A 17,789-nucleotide genomic window follows, 5' to 3' on the forward strand; every position below is an offset into this window, starting at 1 on the left:
CGGCCAATGAAAACAGAAAAAACAGGAGTGCAAAATGGCACGGATCATCAGCATGAAAGACGCGGTCAACGAAGCCCTGGACCAGGAAATGAGCCGCGACCCCACGGTTATCATGATGGGGGAAGATATTGTGGGCGGATCGGGCGCGCCTGGCGAAGATGACGCATGGGGCGGTGTTTTGGGGGTGTCAAAGGGCCTTTATCATAAACATCCCAATCAAATGCTTGATACCCCGCTTTCGGAAAGTGCTTATGTCGGCGCGGCCATTGGTGCGGCCACGGCAGGCCTGCGACCGGTTGCGGAACTGATGTTTGTCGATTTTATCGGCGTTTGCCTGGATCAGGTTTTTAACCAGGCAGCCAAGTTCCGCTACATGTTTGGTGGCAAGGCAGAAACGCCGGTTGTTATCCGGGCGATGTGCGGGGCGGGTTTTCGCGCCGCTGCCCAGCATAGCCAAATGCTGACCCCGCTTTTCACCCATATTCCGGGATTAAAGGTTGTTTGCCCGTCAAACGCCTATGACACCAAAGGTCTGCTTATTCAGTCCATTCGCGATAACGACCCGGTGATCTTTCTGGAACATAAAAACCTTTATGCCAGCACCTGTGACGTGCCCGAAGAGCCCTATACCATCCCGTTTGGTGAAGCCAATATCGTGCGCGAAGGCGGCGATGTGACCATTGTGACCTATGGGCAAATGGTTCAGCGGGCCGAACAGGCCGCCGATATGCTGAAAAAAGACGGGATCGAGGCCGAAATCATCGATCTGAGAACCCTTTCGCCAATTGATATGGATACCGTGCTGGAAAGTGTCGAAATGACCGGGCGGCTGGTTTGCGTGGATGAAGCCAACCCGCGTTGTTCGATTGCGGCAGATATTTCCGCCAATGTCGCCCAGGACGGCTTTGATGACTTGAAGGCCCCGATCCAGATGGTCACGGCCCCGCATTCGCCCGTGCCGTTCTCCCCTTCGTTAGAAGACATCTACATCCCGTCAGCGCAAAGCATTGCTGACGCTGCCAGAAAAACAATGGAGGGTTAAGTATGACCGAAATTACCCCGATCCTGATGCCCAAATGGGGCCTTTCCATGCAAGAAGGCAAATTAACCGACTGGCACATCAAGGAAGGTGACGAGGTCTCCGTCGGCGACGAAATCATGGATGTGGAAACCGACAAAATCACCAATGTGGTCGAGGCCGCCGATGGCGGCACCGTACGCCGGATTGTCGGGACGGCGGGCGAGGTTTACCCCGTCCGCGCCTTACTGGCCGTTATGGCCCCGTCATCGGTTTCCGATGCCGATATCGAGGCCTATGTCAATGCCTATGAAATGCCGGCCAATGACACGGAAGACGAAGATACCGGCCCGGCCTATCATTTTGTTGATCTGCCGGTTGGGAAAATCCGCTATTCCGAACAAACCGGTGACAAGGCCGATCAAACGCCGATTGTTTTGATTCACGGCTTTGGCGGTGATCTGGATAACTGGCTGTTTAACATTGATGCCCTGGCCGAACATGCCCCGGTATACGCAATTGATTTGCCCGGTCACGGTCAGTCGGTCAAATCGGTTGATCCGCAAGACCCGGCGATTTTTACCCAAACCCTGCTTGATTTTATGGACCATTGCGACATCACGCGCGCCCATCTGGTCGGCCATTCGATGGGCGGTTTGGTTGCCGGGGCAACCGCACTTGACCACCCGGACCGTGTTGCCTCGCTTACCTTGATATGCAGTGCCGGTTTAGGCGAAGACATCAATGCCGATTATATTGATGGCTTTGTCAATGCGACCGGGCGCAAGGATTTGAAACCGGTTCTAACCCATCTGTTTTATAATCAAAGCCTGGTGTCGCGTGCGATGGTGCAGGACCTTCTGAAATATAAACGCCTTGATGGCGTGCAGGACTTCCTGACGAAACTATCGGCAGCGGCGTTTAATGCGGGCAAACAGGCCCGCATCATTGCCGATGACCTCGCCGCACTTGACCTGCCGATCACGGTTATTTGGGGCGAAAATGATGCCATCATCCCCGCTAGCCATGCGGAAAATCTGAAGAGGGTAACGCCCCATGTGCTAGGCAGTGCCGGGCATATGGTCCAGATGGAACATGCCGGCGAGGTTAATAAAATTATCGCCAGCGCCATCAGTTAAACCGGCCTAGAACCAAAACATCCCAAAACAAACAAATACCAGGTCGCCCGCCCATGTGGGGGCCTGGTTCACCCCATAATGCGGGAGGAAACGATATGAGTAATTCGGTAAAAGACCGTTCCATCATCGTCACCGGTGCGGGACAGGGCATCGGCCAATCCATTGCCGCCGGTCTTGCCAAGGCGGGCGCCCATGTGATTGTTGCCGACATCAATGCCGATACCGCCCAAAAGACCGCCGAAGACATTTCGGCAGCGGGCGGGAAGGCCACTGGCATGACAGTGGATGTTACCAAACGTCAAAGTGTGACCGAGCTGATTGCCAAGACCGTCGAGAAACATGGCAAACTTGATGCGATGTTTAACAATGCCGGCATCGCGCATGTCAAAAAATTCAACGACATCACCGAGGATGACTGGCACCGGGTGATGGATGTGAATGCGATGGGTGTTTTGATTGGCACACAGGAAGCCGCCAAGCATTTTATCGCCCAGGGCACGGGCGGTAAAATCATCAATACCGCCTCGATTGCCGGGAAACAGGGATACGAGCCCCTGGCCCATTATTCCGCCAGCAAATTTGCCGTGGTCGCCTTAACCCAGGCCGCCGCACGGGCCTTTGGCAAACATAAAATCAATGTCAATGCCATCTGTCCCGGTGTGGTTGCCACCGATATGTGGAAATTGATCGACAAGGGCTTTGTCGATGAAGGCCTGACCGAACAGGACAACGAAGCCTTTGACGGCTTCTCGGCCGATATTTTAATGGGCAGGCCCTCGCGCCCGGATGACATGGTGGGGGTCTGTATGTTTCTTGCCTCGTCCGGCTCCGATTACATGACCGGCCAAAGCCTGATGATTGACGGCGGGATGGTGTTGATCTGATGGCACAAAATGAAAACCAGATCACCGCACAGGACAAGCTGAATGCCCTGAACGCCCGCACCATGACCCTGTATACCGCCGAAAAAACAACCATGACCGCCTTTCGCGGTGTCATGCAGGCCGCCACTCGAAAAGGCGAGCTTTCCCCCGCCCTGAAGGAACTGATGGCGGTTGCCATCGCGGTGGCCAAAGGATGCGAGGATTGCATCCTGTTTCATGTCAGCGAAGCCCTTAAGCATGGTGCCACCCGGCAACAGCTTGTCGAAAGTCTGGCTGTCAGCATTGAAATGGCAGGCGGCCCCGGCACGGTCTATGCCGCCAAGGCACTAAGCCTGTTTGACGCCCTGCAAAACGGAGAACAAGGATGAAAGCCCTGCGTTTCCACGCCGCAAAAGACCTGCGGATTGAAAATATCGACCAGCCACCCGCCCCCGGCCCCGGCCAGGTTGTTATTCGCAACCGCTATGTTGGCATTTGTGGCACCGATTTGCACGAATATGCCAGCGGCCCCATTTTTGTCCCGACCGACGCCCATCCCTTTACCGGCGCAACATCGCCGCAGGTTCTGGGGCATGAATTTGGCGGCGAAGTCATTGCCGTTGGCGAGGGTGTGACCAAGGTGGCGATTGGTGATCGTGTTTCGGTGCAACCTTTGATCATGCCACGCAGCGACGAATATTTTGCCGACCGTGGCCTGTTCAATCTTTCCGGCAGCCTGGCGCTGGTCGGGCTGAGCTGGATTTCCGGCGGCATGTCGGAAATGGCCTTGTTAAACGACTATAATGTCGAAAAAATCCCCGATAGCATGAGTGACGAGGAAGCCGCCCTTGTCGAACCGACCGCGGTTTGTGTTTATGCCTGTGACCGGGCAGGCATTACGGCGGGCGATAGTGTGCTGGTTACAGGGGCCGGTCCCATCGGCATGCTGGCCTTGTTATGTGCGCGGGCCTATGGCGCGACCAAACTGTTTGTATCCGATCTTAATGAAACCCGGCTGGAACTGGCACGCAAGATTGTCCCCGGTGTGATCACCATCAACCCCAAAACCGATAATGTCGGCGATGTGGTGCGCGCACACAGCCAGGATGGTGTGGGCTGCGATATTGCGCTGGAATGTGTTGGCAATGAACATGCCCTGCAATCCTGCCTTGATGCCATTCGCAAACAGGGGGTGATTGTCCAGACCGGGTTGCATCCCGGCAAGGGCAGCATTGATTTCTTCCAACTGACATTCAAGGATGCCGAAATTCGCGGTTCCTGGTGTTATCCGACCCATAGCTGGCCGCGCACGATTGATCTTATTTCGTCAGGGGCCGTGCCGGCATCACGCGTTGTGACCAAAAAAATCACGCTTGATCGCGCGGTAAGTGACGGGTTCGATGCCCTGCTTGATCCTGCCGGGTCCGAGCTTAAGATATTGATAGATCTGGCTTCCTGATCGTTCCTGCCACACCGTCGCCGTGGCGACGCACAAGACCTTTGCTATGGGGCGACCAAAGGTGATAATTTGGTCGTCCCATATTATGGGAGGAAACGATGGGAAGGCTAAATAACAATCAGCCCCATACCCTCGAAATTCTGCGCGTAGCAGAAGGGCAAAAAAGCCCCCAACGCGACGAGGATGTGCAGGCTTCCTGGCGGCGCTGTTTAAACGAACACCAGTTGGATCCGACCCGGTACGAAGGCGTACGTATTGTAACCCAACAGGAACTGCGCCATCATCGCCAGGAATCCGAAGAATTGCTTTGCATGGCACGTCACGGGATGGAGGATCTCTATCGCCGGGTGAATGCCATGGGATATATATTGCTGCTTACCAATGCACAGGGTGTGGCGATTGATACCATTGGCGATGCAGATCTGGACCGTGAATTACGCCATGCCGGGCTGATCGCCGGTTCCGAATGGCATGAACGCCATGTGGGAACCAACGGCGTTGGGGCTTGTTTGATGACGGGCCGTGAAATCATTGTTCACCGCACCGATCATTTTGATATGACCTTAACCCCGCTTTCCTGTACCGCAGTGCCCATTCATGACACACAGGGAACACTGATCGGGGTGTTGGATCTGTCACACCTTCAGGCCCCGCAAGATAAAATGAGCCAGGCGCTGACCCTTGAAGTCATGAAATCCTGTGTTCGGCGGATCGAAATGGCCAATCTGGTTCGCACCCACCGGCAAGACTGGATTTTGCGGCTTCACCCCTCAGCCGAGTTTTTAGATGTCGATCCCATGGCTGCCATCGCCATTGGCACAGACGGGCGCATTCGCGGCATGACGCATAATGCGCACAAACTCTTGCTACGATCCCTGCCCGACTCTTCTGATGTTTCCCAAAACCATACTTCAATCACCGATCATTTAGTGGGTCGTACCTTTTCCGATCTTTTTGCCTTTGACCCCGAAGATCTGCCAAAACTGTCGCGATCTCGCGGTAATGGCGATGGCATGATCGAACTCCAAAGCGGTGAAATCACCTTTGCCCGCTCGGTTCCTCCGGTTGCGGCGATAAAACAGCGGGTTATTAATCCGCTTCCGGCACCGCTGAAAAATATTCATGGCGGCGACCCGGCCTTGCAAAAACTGGCCGAACGGGCATCCAAGCTGGTGGACCGACAAATCAGCGTCATTTTGCGCGGCGAAACCGGCACCGGCAAAGAATTTATCGCCCGCGCCATGCATATGGCCAGCCAACGGCGTGGTCCGTTTATTGCCATTAATTGCGCCGCCCTGCCCGAAAGCCTGATTGAAAGCGAATTGTTTGGACATACCGCCAATGCCTTTACCGGAGCCAGTGGCAAGGGCAAAAAGGGGCTGATCCGTGAATCCCACGGCGGCACGCTGTTCCTCGATGAAATTGGTGATATGCCACTGGCAATGCAGGCACGGCTGTTGCGCGTTTTATCCGAACGCGAAGTTATGCCGGTGGGCGGCCACCGGCCCGAACCGGTTGATATCCATGTCATTTCGGCCTCTCACCGCGATCTGCCCCAATTGGTCGCAAGCGGTGAATTTCGCCAGGATCTGTATTACCGCCTGAATGGCCTCACCCTTGATATTCCGGCGGTCCGCAACCGGGCCGATTTAGAATGGTTGATCCTGCGCATTGCCGCCACAACCGATGGCACCCCAAACTTTTCTCCCGATGCCATGGAAATATTGCTGTCCCATGCCTGGCCGGGCAATGTGCGCGAAATTGTCAATCTGTGTGCGTTATGTGCGGCCCTTTGTGATGGTAACATGGTCACACCCGATGATTTACCCCCCGATATCACGGATGTTGCACAATCCCGGCCAACTGCAACATTGTCGCTGCTGGCCGCCAATGGCAATTATCCCTCATACCAGTTGCCGCCCGCAACCGATCAAAACGAAGCCACAACGCTGCGCACCCTGATCATGGCTTGCGATGGCAATATCTCCGCTGTTGCCCGTCATGCCAATGTCAATCGCAGCACCATCTATCGTCGCCTGCAACGTCTTGGTCTGGGCCATCTGATCAAACAAAACAGGTTTTCCGATGTGAACAGAATTTAAAACAACGTGCTTCCATTTTCTATTCAACATGTCGTCAACATGCAAACCGGCCCGCCACTATCGGTGCCGATAAGCTGTCCGGCATACCCCGATCACGGTATCTCGCAACCATTTATGGGCCGGGTCGGCATCCATGCGGGGGTGCCACATTGCCGATATCCTGAAATCAGGTGTGGCAACGGGCAGATCAAAACTGGTTAGCCCCACCATCGCATCATGATCCGGGGTTTGATGATTCCCGACACAGGATTGCGGCACCAGCGCCACCAGATCGGATTGCCGCGCAATTCGCATTGCATCGGGAAATCCGGGAACAACAACCCTGATCGACCGTGAAAGCCCCAATGCGTGCAACGCCGTATCAATCGGCCCCGCCGTATTACCATCTTTTGAGACCGCAATATGGTGACACGCGGCATAGGCTTCCGGGCGGATCGCATCGCCCCCTGCCAACAGCCAATGCTCCGTTCGCACAAGGCCGACCAAACGATCATTAAATAAAAACCGGGTGCGAATTTCGGGTGCAGTTGTGCCAATCACCCCTATTTCCAGGTCTATTATCCCGTCGCGTAACGGTCCGGCATCCTTGTCGGGTTTTGGTGCAAAACGCAGGCACACGCCCGGTGCTGCCGTGCTCACCGCCGCCACAACCCGGGCTGAAAGAAACTCCATAAACGCTTCGCTGACCCGTATCGTAAATGTCAGGTCAAGGGCACCAACATCGAGTTCGTCGATTTGCGGGCGCAACACAGCCTGCGCATCGCGCGTCAGGATATGAACATGTTCGCGCAACTCCTTTGCGCGCGGTGTTGGCACCATCCCCCTGCCAGCACGCACCAGCAACGGATCACCGGTTGCAGCGCGCAATCGTGCAAGGGTGCGGCTCATCGCCGAAATACTCAGGCCAAGGCGTTGTGCCGCCGCCGTCACACTGCCTTCGGCCAGCAACACATCCAGCGCGACAAGAAGGTTCAAATCAATATCAACATTCTTCATGTCCTCAGCCTATCTTATCTGTGATGTATGACATAGCGTTTGATGCAACTATATTATGATTTCAAGGCGTCTGGCACCCATTCTGTCATTGTCTATATTTGCGCTATACCCCACTCGCAAAGGACATTGAATTATGCCAGACACCACCCCCAACACCCCTGCACAAACAATTCTTCTCATTGGCGCATCACGCGGCCTCGGTCATGCGATGGCAGCAGAATTTCTGAAAAAAGGCTGGAACGTCGTTGGTACAGTCCGTGAAGGCAGCGGCCATACATTGCTGCACGATTTACAATCGGAATATCAAAGCCAGCTTGAAATCGAAATTCTCGACATTTGCAAACCAGACCAGCTCAACACTTTGCATCAGCGCCTGTCAGATCGCAAATTCGACATTCTGTTTGTGAATGCGGGCACGGCTAACCCGGACCCCAGTCAGACAATCGGTGAAATATCGACCAAAGACTTCACCGACCTTATGATCACTAACGCCCTAAGCCCGATGCGGGTGATTGAAACACTAAAAGCCTGTGTCACCCCCACCGGCACCATCGGGGTTATGTCATCCGGTCAAGGCAGTATCAGTAATAATGAAACCGGCTTGCGCGAACTTTATCGCGGCACCAAGGCCGCCCTTAACATGTTCATGCGCAGTTTCGCCGCCCGCGAGGCCGCCAACGCCGATACATCACGCGCCCTGGTCACAATGGCACCAGGCTGGGTCCGCACCGATCTGGGCGGGCCGGAAGGTCGCCTGTCAATTGATGAAAGTATCCCCGGCCTTGTTAATGTTTTGCTGGAAAAACATGGCAAACCGGGGCTGGAATATCTGGATTATCAGGGGCGCACGGTTCCCTGGTAACGCGGGTAAAATTGGTTTTACAACCGGGCCGAAATGTCTTCAATCACCGGCATTTCGGCCCGGGTACTGTCTATTCGGCTGCGCATTTGGCGCCGTAATTTGTTGCAGCTTTTAACAACTGCAACAAATCACTATAGGTCGCAATCGCCGCGCTTAAATGACGGTGAATCCCAGCCTGTCGCACCATATTGCACAACCTGTTTCATGTGCAATATCTGGTGATTTATCGCTAAATCTGTCAGTCGTTATATGTTAAAACAATCTCGTAAACAACTGATAACCCGGAACTCTCAATCAGAACTGGCAAGGACCCATCCTCGCTGATCAGGGCGTCGTCGGCCCCCATATCATAATGGCCGGTATCACCGCAGGCAATGGTGACCGGGCTTTGGCAAACGAGTATTCGAACACCCCTGCCAGGCGTTTCAAGTTGGCATTTGCCGTCAAATTCATGCCGGGTTACGCGGTGATCGCATGTGCCGCGCCGGGTCATTACGTTCAAATCGGTAATCGGGCCCTTAATCAAAACTGCCGATGTTGCAACATCTGCCGGAAATGCAAATGGCTGTGCGCCCGGTGTCAGGGTTACCGGCCCTTCATTCCCAATTGTCAACATCATCCCCGCCCCTTGCAAAATTGACAAGGTGCGGTCAATGCCGGGAAAGCTGGAAAACGGGCCATCACTGGCAACGCTTGCCATGCTGACCCGCCAGGCAAAATCATCCAGCCCGGCATTGGCGGGGAAAACGGCGATTTCCACCGTTTCCCCGCCGCCGTTTTTCCACGGCATTCGGCGATAGTTATTTGCCCGCAAAACGCGGATGGCCGAACGATCATTCATGATCAGTTACCCAAAATACCGGGCAAACGCAGGCCATGTTCGCGCGCGCAATCAAGGGCGATGTCATAACCGGCATCGGCATGGCGCATCACACCTGTTGCCGGGTCGTTCCACAAAACACGTTCCAGGCGACGGGCGGCATCTTCGCTGCCGTCAGCACAAATCACCATGCCGGCATGCTGCGAAAAGCCCATGCCAACGCCGCCACCATGATGCAGGCTGACCCAGGTTGCACCCGATGCGGTATTCAGAAGCGCATTCAAAAGCGGCCAATCCGAAACCGCGTCCGATCCATCCTGCATGGCTTCGGTTTCGCGGTTCGGTGATGCGACCGAGCCACTGTCAAGATGGTCACGGCCAATCACAATCGGGGCCTTAAGCTCGCCCGAGGCCACCATTTCGTTAAAGGCCAGCGCCAACCGGTGACGGTCGCCCAAGCCAACCCAGCAAATACGCGCGGGCAAACCCTGGAAGGAAATGCGTTCACGCGCCATATCCAGCCAGTTATGCAAATGATGGTTATCAGGCAAAATTTCCTTTACCTTGGCATCGGTTTTATAAATGTCTTCCGGGTCACCCGAAAGGGCCACCCAGCGGAACGGGCCAACACCACGGCAAAACAGCGGACGAATGCAGGCCGGGACAAAACCGGGGAAATCAAAGGCGTTTTCCAGCCCTTCTTCCTTCGCCATCTGGCGGATATTATTGCCGTAATCGATGGTCGGAATGCCCTGTTCGTGGAAGGCAAGCATCGCCTCAACATGCACCCGCATCGAGGCACGGGCGGCCTTTTCAACTGCTTTCGGGTCGCTTTCGCGCTTGGCTTTCCATTCGCCCATGCTCCAGCCCTTGGGCAGATATCCGTTTACCGGGTCATGGGCCGATGTCTGGTCGGTCACAAGGTCCGGTTTCACGCCACGGCGCACCAGCTCGGGCACAATATCCGCTGCATTGCCCAACAGACCAACCGATTTGGCTTCGCCTGCCTTGGTCCAGCGGTCAATCATTTCCAGGGCTTCGTCAAGGCTGTCGGTTTTCGCATCGACATAGCCGGTACGCAGGCGAAAATCGATGCTGTCAGGGTTGCATTCAACCGCCAAACAGCAGGCCCCGGCCATCACAGCCGCAAGGGGCTGTGCACCACCCATACCGCCCAAACCGGCGGTTAAAACCCATTTGCCTTTCAAATCGCCATTGTAATGCTGGCGTCCGACCTCGACAAAGGTTTCATACGTCCCCTGCACAATGCCCTGGCTGCCAATGTAAATCCAGGAACCGGCGGTCATCTGGCCATACATCATCAAACCCTTTTTATCGAGTTCGTTGAAATGGTCCCAATTTGCCCAATGCGGCACCAGGTTGGAATTGGCAATCAGAACACGCGGGGCATCCTTGTGGGTGCGGAAAATACCCACCGGCTTGCCCGACTGCACCAGCAATGTTTCGTCATCTTCCAGCGATTTTAACGACGCAATAATGCGGTCATAATCTTCCCAGGTCCGTGCTGCCCGGCCAATGCCGCCATAAACCACCAATTCATGGGGGTTTTCGGCAACATCGGGGTGCAAATTGTTCATCAACATACGCATCGGTGCTTCGGTCAGCCAGGACTTGGCAGTAATTTCACTGCCATGCGGCGCGATGATTTCACGGATATTGTGGCGCGGATTGCTCATGGTTCAGTTCCCCTTGGCAAGATCAAAGGCGATCTTTTCAATGTTTTGCAAAATGGTTTTCAAATGTGTGCGCAACGGCGCAGCATGGGCCGGGTCATAATCAAATGGTGGTGTTTCGCTCGCCAAATGCGATGATTGCGCCAGTTCCATTTGAATGGTGTGAATATTATTGGCTTTGTCCGAATAATGCCGCGTCGTCCAGCCCCCTCGAAACCGGCCATTTAACACCGATGTGAACCCGTTGGCATGTTCGCACACATCCACAACGGCCTGTTCGATACGGGGGTCACATGTGGTGCCGTTATTCGTGCCAATGTTAAAATCAGGCAGTTTGCCCTCAAACAAAAACGAAATATGCGACCGGATCGAATGGCAATCATAAAGAACCGCCACGCCATGCTGTGCTTTTACCCGGTCAATCTCGGCTTTTAACGCCTGATGATAGGGCACATGAAACAGCTCATAACGGCGTTTGATCTCGGCTTCATCGGGTTCTGCCCCGTCCTGCCAAATCGGTTTACCGTCAAAATCGGTATCTGGCACCAGCCCGGTGGTGTTTTGCCCCGGATACAGGCTTTGCCCCGACGGGTCGCGGTTGGCATCAATCACGTAACGATGAAAAAGGGCGCGGACCAACGAACTGCCGGGCAATAAATCGCCATACATCTCGTGAATGTGCCAGTCGGTATCAGCAAGGATCTTGCCATTATCGTTCAGCTTTGCCCACACATCCTCTGGCACATCAGTGCCGGTATGGGGAAATGCCAGTATCACCGGCGACGAACCGGATTTAACGTCAAAAACACTCATGATGGAATGTCTCCCGCCTCGTTTGCGTGTCCTTAACCATCTAAAATACCGGCTTTTAAAGCCCGGCTATAACGACGATTAAAAAAATTGCGATCACCTGATTGGAATTGAGTCTTTTCCTTACTTGTTTTTATGTATATACATAATGGAAAGCAAAACAACATATTTCTTGCGCTCCGCAAAAATCGGGCCTTAACGAAAGATCAGGGACACGGCTATGGGTACAGTCACGCTGCATGTAAAATCGCTTTTGGGGCAAAATGGCTGGTTAAAGGATGCCCGCCTGACCGTGACTAACGGTAAAATCGCCAGCCTTGAAACCGGTTGCGCCGCCCGACCAGGCGACGAACACCATAACGTTATTGTCCCGGCCATGCCCAACCTGCACAGTCACGCCTTTCAGCGCGCAATGGCTGGTCTTGCCGAAATGCGCGGCACCGGCAGCGACAGCTTCTGGAGCTGGCGCACCAACATGTATCACTTTGCCCTGTCAATGACGCCCGATGATGTCGAGGCCGTCGCCAGCCAGTTATATATGGAAATGCTCGAAGCCGGTTTTTCCCGCGTTGGCGAATTTCACTATTTGCATCACGACAAAAACGGAAGCCCGTTTGCCAATATTGCCGAAATGGCCGACCGTGTTGCCTGCGCCGCAGTCGCTACCGGCATCGATTTAACCTTGTTGCCGGTGTTTTACGCCCATGCCGGTTTTGGTGGCACCGCCCCAACCGACGGGCAGCGCCGCTTTATCAATTCCCTTGATCAGTTTGAAAAGCTGATTAACGGTTGCAACAATACGGCGAAAAATCACGATGGCATGGTCGTTGGCGTTGCCCCGCACAGCCTGCGTGCTGTCACCCCCGATGAACTTGCCGCTGTCTCGCAAATGGTCGGCGCCAACCCAATTCATATCCACATTGCCGAACAACTTCTTGAAGTAAACGACTGTATTTCCTGGTCCGGTCAGCGCCCGGTTGAATGGCTGCTAAACCACACCGATCTGTCCTCGCAATGGTGCCTGATCCATGCCACCCACATGACCGATGATGAAACAGCCCGCATGGCCCAAACCGGTGCCATTGCCGGGTTATGCCCGATTACCGAGGGCAACCTTGGCGATGGCACTTTCCCCGCCGAAACCTTTTTGGCGCAAAATGGTAAATTTGGCATCGGCTCGGATTCAAACGTGCAAATCAGCATTCCATCCGAATTGCGCCAGCTGGAATATTCACAGCGTCTGCACCACCATTCGCGCAATGCCATTGCCAATGTATCCTCGTCTACCGGGCGCACCCTGTTTGATCATGCCCTTGCGGGTGGGGCCACTGCATTGGCAGCCGATACCGGCATTTCAGCAGGAAAAACCGCCAATTTCATTTCGCTAAATACTGACGAGGCATCTTATCTCAGCGAAGATCACATACTTGATGCCTGGATTTTTGCCGAAACCATAACAGTTGGCGATGTGTGGGTACGCGGTAAAAAAGTGGTGCAAAATGGTCGCCATATCGCCCGCAATCATATTGCACCGCGTTTTCAAACAACCATGCGCAACTTGCTTGCGTCATAACGCCCACCCCGGCCCAGCCGCTTTTTTACGAGTTTGTTTTCCCTTGCTCTTTCCGATCGGCTAAAAGGGGTGCAGGCACACCAGACGGGAATGAAACAGGATCCATGCGGGCACCAAAAACCCCCACCCTGCATAAGCAGATCATCAGTGATATCGAAGGATGCATACTTTCCGGCGCGTGGCCGCCGGGCCACCGTATCGCCAATGAAATGGATCTGGCCCAACAATATAATTGCTCGCGCATGACCGTGAACAAAGCCCTAAGCCAGCTTGCCAAGGCCAATCTGATTGAACGGCGCAAAAAATCGGGCAGCTTTGTTACCCAGCCCCAGGCACAATCCGCCATCCTCGAGATTCACGATATCAAATCCGAGGTCCAGTCGCTTGGCCTGCCCTACCGCTATTCACGCACCAGCCGCGTCCAGCGTATCAGCAGCCCCGGGGATATGAAAAACCTCGATCTGCCCGACGCAGCCGATATTGTTGAAGTGGTTGGCAAGCATTATGCAGGCCCGCGTGTTTTCTGCCTTGAAGAACGGCTGATCAACCTTGCCGTTGTGCCCGAAGCAAAACAGGAAGACTTCGTTGCCGATGCGCCCGGCCCATGGCTAACCAGTCACATCCCCTGGACCACGGCCGAACATCTGATCAAATCGGTTGGGGCCGATACCTGGTATAGTGGCGCATTGGGCGTTACCCCTGGCACATCCTGCCTGGTGATTGAGCGTCGCACCTGGAGCCACAATGGCCCCGTCACTCATGTGCGCCTTACATATCCGGGCGACCGCCACGCCCTGGTTGCCCGATTTACCCCCACCGACCCCACAAGAAAATCCTCGGGTTTTTAGTTCCATATACAACTAAGCCAATATTTTGCCTAAATCTTAGCTGGAAGTTGTTTTGCCCTGTCGGCTTTCAAGCCGATAACGCGTACCAGGATAAATTAACCGGGCCGCCGAAACGATTCCATTTGCCGACCATGTCCGCCGCCGGATCATCAAACACGGCTCATTATGCAAAATAACCAGCAATTTTGCCTCCCATGGCTGGGCCAGAATGGACTCAACTACATGCTCCGATCCGGTCAATGGCGCGATCTGCGATAAATACACATTCGGCGTAATTACCGAAAAATCCTGCGCCAAATAATCGGGCACCAGTTCGGGGTTCACAAACCGGTCCTCTATCTGCACCGGCACATCATTTTCACGGTGCACAATCAGCGAATGCAACACCGGCGCGCCTATCTCGATATCCAGGGCATCGGCAACATCGGGCGATGCGGCCTGGTCGGCCAAAACCACCACGGATGCCGCATGAATATGGCCGCGCTCTGCGATTTCCTCGGCAATATTACGTACTTCAAACAGGGCGGAATAACCCTTTTTCTGGGCCACAAAAGACCCCACCCCCTGCACCCGTACCAGCTCGCCTTCATGGGCCAGTTCCCGTAACGCCCGGTTGGCCGTCATCTTGCTAATACCCAGCTCGGAAACCAGTTCATTTTCGGATGGAATCCGATGATTGGGCGGCCATTCTCCGCGATGGATTCGCCCCAGAATCATCTGTTTCACCTCCAGATACAAAGGTCCGCCGCCGTCTTTTCCCTCGCGCAATGTCTCGCCAGCAAACAACGAAGTTGCTTTTTTCTGTCGGGTTGGCCGCTGTCCGTTGATTTTTGTCATTTTAACCCGTTCCTGCGTAGTTTTTGCACTGCACATATAATACACTTTTTGTTTGATGCGCGCAAAAAAGTGTCATATGTTACATATACAACTACAGACGAAAATGTTTCGGCCTCACCTCTGACGCTGACAAGCCGTTATAAAAAACATATCAGAGTATGCCGGAATTTTATCAGGGCCAATTCGCTTCAGTCGTTCGAAGGAGACTTCACCAATGATGTTCAAAAAAGTTCTTTTGGCAGCTTGTGCTTTGTGCGCGGTTGCCGGTGTTACGCCGTCACAGGCCAAAGAATGGAAAAACGTGACGATCACGCTCGAAGGGGCCTATGCCCCCTGGAACAGCACCAACCCCGACGGATCACTGGGCGGGTTTGAACCCGAACTGGCCGACTATCTGTGCGACCACATGAAAGTGGAATGCACCCTGGTCGCATCTGACTGGGACAGCATGATCACCAGCCTGAATGCAGGCAAATTTGATGTGGTCATGGATGCCCTGTCGATCACCCCGGAACGTCAGGAAGTCATCGCTTTCTCCATTCCCTATGCCAACACCCACGCCGCCTTTGCCGCCCCGGTAGAAAGCGATTATGCCAAAGCTGTCGGCACTGGTGATGTTGTCAAAATGGCCCCGGATTATTCCGGTGGCAAAGACCAGATTGCGGCCATGCGCAAGGCATTTGATGGCGCAACCATTGGCATTCAGGCCGGTACGGTCTATGCCAAATTCATCTATGACAATTTCAAGGATGTCGCCACCATCCGCGAATACAAAAACGGTGCCGAACGCGACCTCGACCTGCAAACCGGCCGTATCGATCTTGGCTTCGATGACACCACCAATCTTCTTGCATCCTTTAAAACTGCCGACGAAGAAATGGCCATCACCGGCCCCGAAATCGCCGGTAACGTTTTTGGCACCGGCGAAGGCCTGGGCCTGCGCAAGGAAGATACCGAACTGAAAGCCATGTTCGATGAGGCAATCAAGGCCGCCATTGCCGATGGTACCCTTGAAAAACTCTCGATGAAGTGGTTTGGCACCGACGTCAGCCCGGAATAATTCCGCGCATATCCAAAAAGCAGAAAGCGCGCCCCTCCCTTGCCCTAACATCGCGCTTTCTGCCCTTGTTCTTCCCCGTTACTGCCATGTCCGCAGTATCGCCCCCAAGCCGTCCTGAAACATGAAGGCCTGGCACATGGAAATCTTCACTTTACTTGGCTTTGGCGAAAAAGGCTGGGGCGTACTCATCCTGACCGGCATGGCACTAACCCTTTGTGTGACCCTGGCATCGCTGGCAATCGGGGCCGTTATTGGTGCCATCATTGCCGCGGCCAAACTTTCAAATCGCTGGTGGGCGCGCGCCCTTGGTACCGCCTATACAACAATCTTTCGTGGCGTTCCCGAACTGCTGATCATTTATCTGATCTATTTTGGCGGCTCCAGTGCCGTTACCGCCATTGGTCAGGCCATGGGCATTCAGGGCTTCCTTGGTATGCCGTCCTTCCTTGCCGGTGCGCTTGCCGTTGGCCTTATTTCGGCGGCCTATCAGGCCGAGGTCTACCGGGGCGCCTATCGCGCCATTCCCAAAGGCGAGATCGAGGCCGCATCATCCATTGGCATGCCCCCGATGCGCTGCCTTCGCCGCATTATTTTACCCCAAATCCTGCGCTTTGCCATTCCGGGGCTAAACAATGTCTGGCAGCTTTCGCTTAAGGATTCCGCCCTTATATCGGTTACCGGCCTTGCCGAACTTATGCGCACCACACAGGTCGCTGCTGGCTCTACCCGGCAATATTTCATGTTCTATATCGTTGGGGGCCTGCTTTATCTGGTACTGACCAGCTTCTCCGAACGGGTGTTTAATTCCGCCGAACGTCGCAGCAACAAATCCATGCCGCGCGGCATGGGTCAGGTATAGGGGCCGGTCATGGATTTTCCATTTCTTCTTTCCACGATGAAGGCCCTGCTTGCGGCAACGCCCACCACGCTTGGGTTGTTTTCGCTGTCCATTTTCTTTGGTGGTTTGCTGGCCCTGCTGATTGTCACCATGCGTGTTAGCAACAACATCGTCGCCCGCAATTTCGCCAAGGGTTACATTTTTGTCTTTCGCGGCTCTCCGCTATTGATCCAGATGTTTCTAGTCTTTTATGGCCTTGGTCAATTTGGCGTCATTCGTCACAGCTTTGTCTGGCCAGCCCTTCGTGAACCATTTGTCTGTGCGGTCCTGTCCCTGGCCCTTTGTACCGGCGGCTATTCTGCCGAAATTTTCCGAAGCGGCCTGCGCGCTGTTCCGCCAGGCGAAGTCGAAGCGGCACGGGCTGCGGGTATGTCGGGCTTTTTGTTGTTGCGCCGTATCATCGCGCCCATCGCCTTTCGCCATGCCCTGCCCGCCTATTCCACCGAAATCGTCCTGATGGTGAAATCAACCGCGCTGGCAAGCCTGGTTACGGTTTGGGAAATCACCGGTGTCGCCCAGCGGCTTATCTCGCAAACCTACCGCACAATGGAAGTTTTCATGTGCGCCGCCGCCCTGTATCTGATCCTTAATTTCCTGATCTTGCAGGTTCTGGCTTTGATCGAACACCGGCTAAACCGCCATGACCGCCGCCCGGCAGAACGCAAACCATCTGTGCTGTCGGCTTTTTTCGGCTCACGCGCTTAAAAACGCCACAACTGCCTTTAACCCGTCAAAACCGGTTTCATCCCGCCATGCCCCGTCATCAGCCCCGGATGTAACCGGCCCCCACCAAAATCGGCCATTCTTCAA

Annotated in this window: 17 protein-coding genes; 12 read left to right on the forward strand and 5 right to left on the reverse strand. The window is 54.4% G+C overall.

What is annotated here, in order from left to right; translation table 11 throughout:
• The first annotated feature begins 34 nt into the window (after positions 1 to 34).
• The 6 genes from THS27_RS10030 (at position 35) to THS27_RS10055 (ending at position 6,581) form a co-directional block, all read left to right on the forward strand.
• A complete protein-coding gene (locus THS27_RS10030; RefSeq protein WP_085590375.1) occupies positions 35 to 1,042 on the forward strand; it encodes an alpha-ketoacid dehydrogenase subunit beta in 1,008 nt (335 codons plus the stop codon).
• Between the two features lie 2 nt (positions 1,043 to 1,044).
• Positions 1,045 to 2,157, forward strand: coding sequence for an acetoin dehydrogenase dihydrolipoyllysine-residue acetyltransferase subunit (locus THS27_RS10035; protein ID WP_085590377.1), 1,113 nt, complete (start codon positions 1,045 to 1,047; stop codon positions 2,155 to 2,157).
• A 95-nt stretch (positions 2,158 to 2,252) separates the two neighbouring features.
• Positions 2,253 to 3,041 carry an SDR family NAD(P)-dependent oxidoreductase gene (locus THS27_RS10040; RefSeq protein WP_085590379.1) on the forward strand — a complete coding sequence of 263 codons (789 nt, stop codon included), beginning with the start codon at positions 2,253 to 2,255 and terminating at the stop codon, positions 3,039 to 3,041.
• A complete protein-coding gene (locus THS27_RS10045) occupies positions 3,041 to 3,409 on the forward strand; it encodes a carboxymuconolactone decarboxylase family protein (RefSeq protein ID WP_085590381.1) in 369 nt (122 codons plus the stop codon). The genes THS27_RS10040 and THS27_RS10045 overlap by 1 nt, the downstream gene beginning before the upstream one ends.
• A complete protein-coding gene (locus THS27_RS10050) occupies positions 3,406 to 4,479 on the forward strand; it encodes a 2,3-butanediol dehydrogenase (RefSeq protein WP_085590383.1) in 1,074 nt (357 codons plus the stop codon). Before THS27_RS10045 ends, THS27_RS10050 begins: the two co-directional genes overlap by 4 nt.
• Before the next feature lie 98 nt (positions 4,480 to 4,577).
• Positions 4,578 to 6,581 carry a sigma-54-dependent Fis family transcriptional regulator gene (locus THS27_RS10055; protein ID WP_085590385.1) on the forward strand — a complete coding sequence of 668 codons (2,004 nt, stop codon included), beginning with the start codon at positions 4,578 to 4,580 and terminating at the stop codon, positions 6,579 to 6,581.
• A gap of 57 nt (positions 6,582 to 6,638) precedes the next feature.
• On the opposite strand, the gene THS27_RS10060 is transcribed toward THS27_RS10055, so the two are convergent.
• Positions 6,639 to 7,577, reverse strand: a complete 939-nt coding sequence (locus tag THS27_RS10060; protein ID WP_085590386.1) for a LysR family transcriptional regulator — start codon at positions 7,575 to 7,577, stop codon at positions 6,639 to 6,641.
• Positions 7,578 to 7,710: 133 nt separating this feature from the next.
• Between THS27_RS10060 and THS27_RS10065 the strand changes: the two genes are divergently transcribed.
• Positions 7,711 to 8,439, forward strand: coding sequence for an SDR family NAD(P)-dependent oxidoreductase (locus THS27_RS10065; protein ID WP_085590388.1), 729 nt, complete (start codon positions 7,711 to 7,713; stop codon positions 8,437 to 8,439).
• 238 nt (positions 8,440 to 8,677) lie between these two features.
• Here THS27_RS10065 and THS27_RS10070 read toward each other — a convergent pair whose 3' ends face one another.
• From THS27_RS10070 to hutG, 3 genes are read right to left on the reverse strand one after another with little or no spacing between them, the layout of a single operon-like run.
• On the reverse strand, positions 8,678 to 9,280 hold the full coding sequence (locus tag THS27_RS10070; RefSeq protein ID WP_210402875.1) for a HutD family protein: 603 nt from the start codon (positions 9,278 to 9,280) through the stop codon (positions 8,678 to 8,680).
• 2 nt (positions 9,281 to 9,282) lie between these two features.
• Positions 9,283 to 10,956, reverse strand: a complete 1,674-nt coding sequence (hutU, locus tag THS27_RS10075) for a urocanate hydratase (RefSeq protein WP_085590390.1) — start codon at positions 10,954 to 10,956, stop codon at positions 9,283 to 9,285.
• 3 nt (positions 10,957 to 10,959) lie between these two features.
• Positions 10,960 to 11,766, reverse strand: coding sequence for an N-formylglutamate deformylase (gene hutG / locus THS27_RS10080; protein ID WP_085590391.1), 807 nt, complete (start codon positions 11,764 to 11,766; stop codon positions 10,960 to 10,962).
• Between the two features lie 217 nt (positions 11,767 to 11,983).
• On the opposite strand from hutG, the gene THS27_RS10085 reads away from it, so the two are divergent.
• Together THS27_RS10085 and hutC (THS27_RS10090) are read left to right on the forward strand one after the other, a co-directional pair.
• On the forward strand, positions 11,984 to 13,336 hold the full coding sequence (locus tag THS27_RS10085) for a formimidoylglutamate deiminase (protein WP_085590393.1): 1,353 nt from the start codon (positions 11,984 to 11,986) through the stop codon (positions 13,334 to 13,336).
• 104 nt (positions 13,337 to 13,440) lie between these two features.
• Positions 13,441 to 14,184, forward strand: coding sequence for a histidine utilization repressor (gene hutC / locus THS27_RS10090; RefSeq protein WP_085590395.1), 744 nt, complete (start codon positions 13,441 to 13,443; stop codon positions 14,182 to 14,184).
• Between the two features lie 36 nt (positions 14,185 to 14,220).
• Here the strand turns inward: hutC (THS27_RS10090) and hutC (THS27_RS10095) are convergent, their stop codons facing one another.
• The gene (gene hutC / locus THS27_RS10095) at positions 14,221 to 15,021 is read right to left on the reverse strand and encodes a histidine utilization repressor (protein ID WP_085590397.1); all 801 of its coding nucleotides are present in this window, start codon (positions 15,019 to 15,021) and stop codon (positions 14,221 to 14,223) included.
• A 214-nt stretch (positions 15,022 to 15,235) separates the two neighbouring features.
• Here hutC (THS27_RS10095) and THS27_RS10100 point away from each other — a divergent pair, with 214 nt between their 5' ends.
• From THS27_RS10100 to THS27_RS10110, 3 genes are all read left to right on the forward strand, one after another.
• Positions 15,236 to 16,081, forward strand: a complete 846-nt coding sequence (locus tag THS27_RS10100) for a transporter substrate-binding domain-containing protein (RefSeq protein ID WP_085590399.1) — start codon at positions 15,236 to 15,238, stop codon at positions 16,079 to 16,081.
• A gap of 136 nt (positions 16,082 to 16,217) precedes the next feature.
• Positions 16,218 to 16,940: an ABC transporter permease gene (locus tag THS27_RS10105; protein WP_085590401.1), complete on the forward strand. Its 723-nt coding sequence runs from the start codon at positions 16,218 to 16,220 to the stop codon at positions 16,938 to 16,940.
• Between the two features lie 9 nt (positions 16,941 to 16,949).
• The gene (locus tag THS27_RS10110; RefSeq protein ID WP_085590403.1) at positions 16,950 to 17,684 is read left to right on the forward strand and encodes an ABC transporter permease; all 735 of its coding nucleotides are present in this window, start codon (positions 16,950 to 16,952) and stop codon (positions 17,682 to 17,684) included.
• Positions 17,685 to 17,789 lie beyond the last annotated feature (105 nt).

It is taken from the genome of Thalassospira sp. MCCC 1A01428 (genome assembly GCF_002115825.1).
In the GTDB taxonomy this organism is placed as follows: Bacteria; Pseudomonadota; Alphaproteobacteria; order Rhodospirillales; family Thalassospiraceae; genus Thalassospira.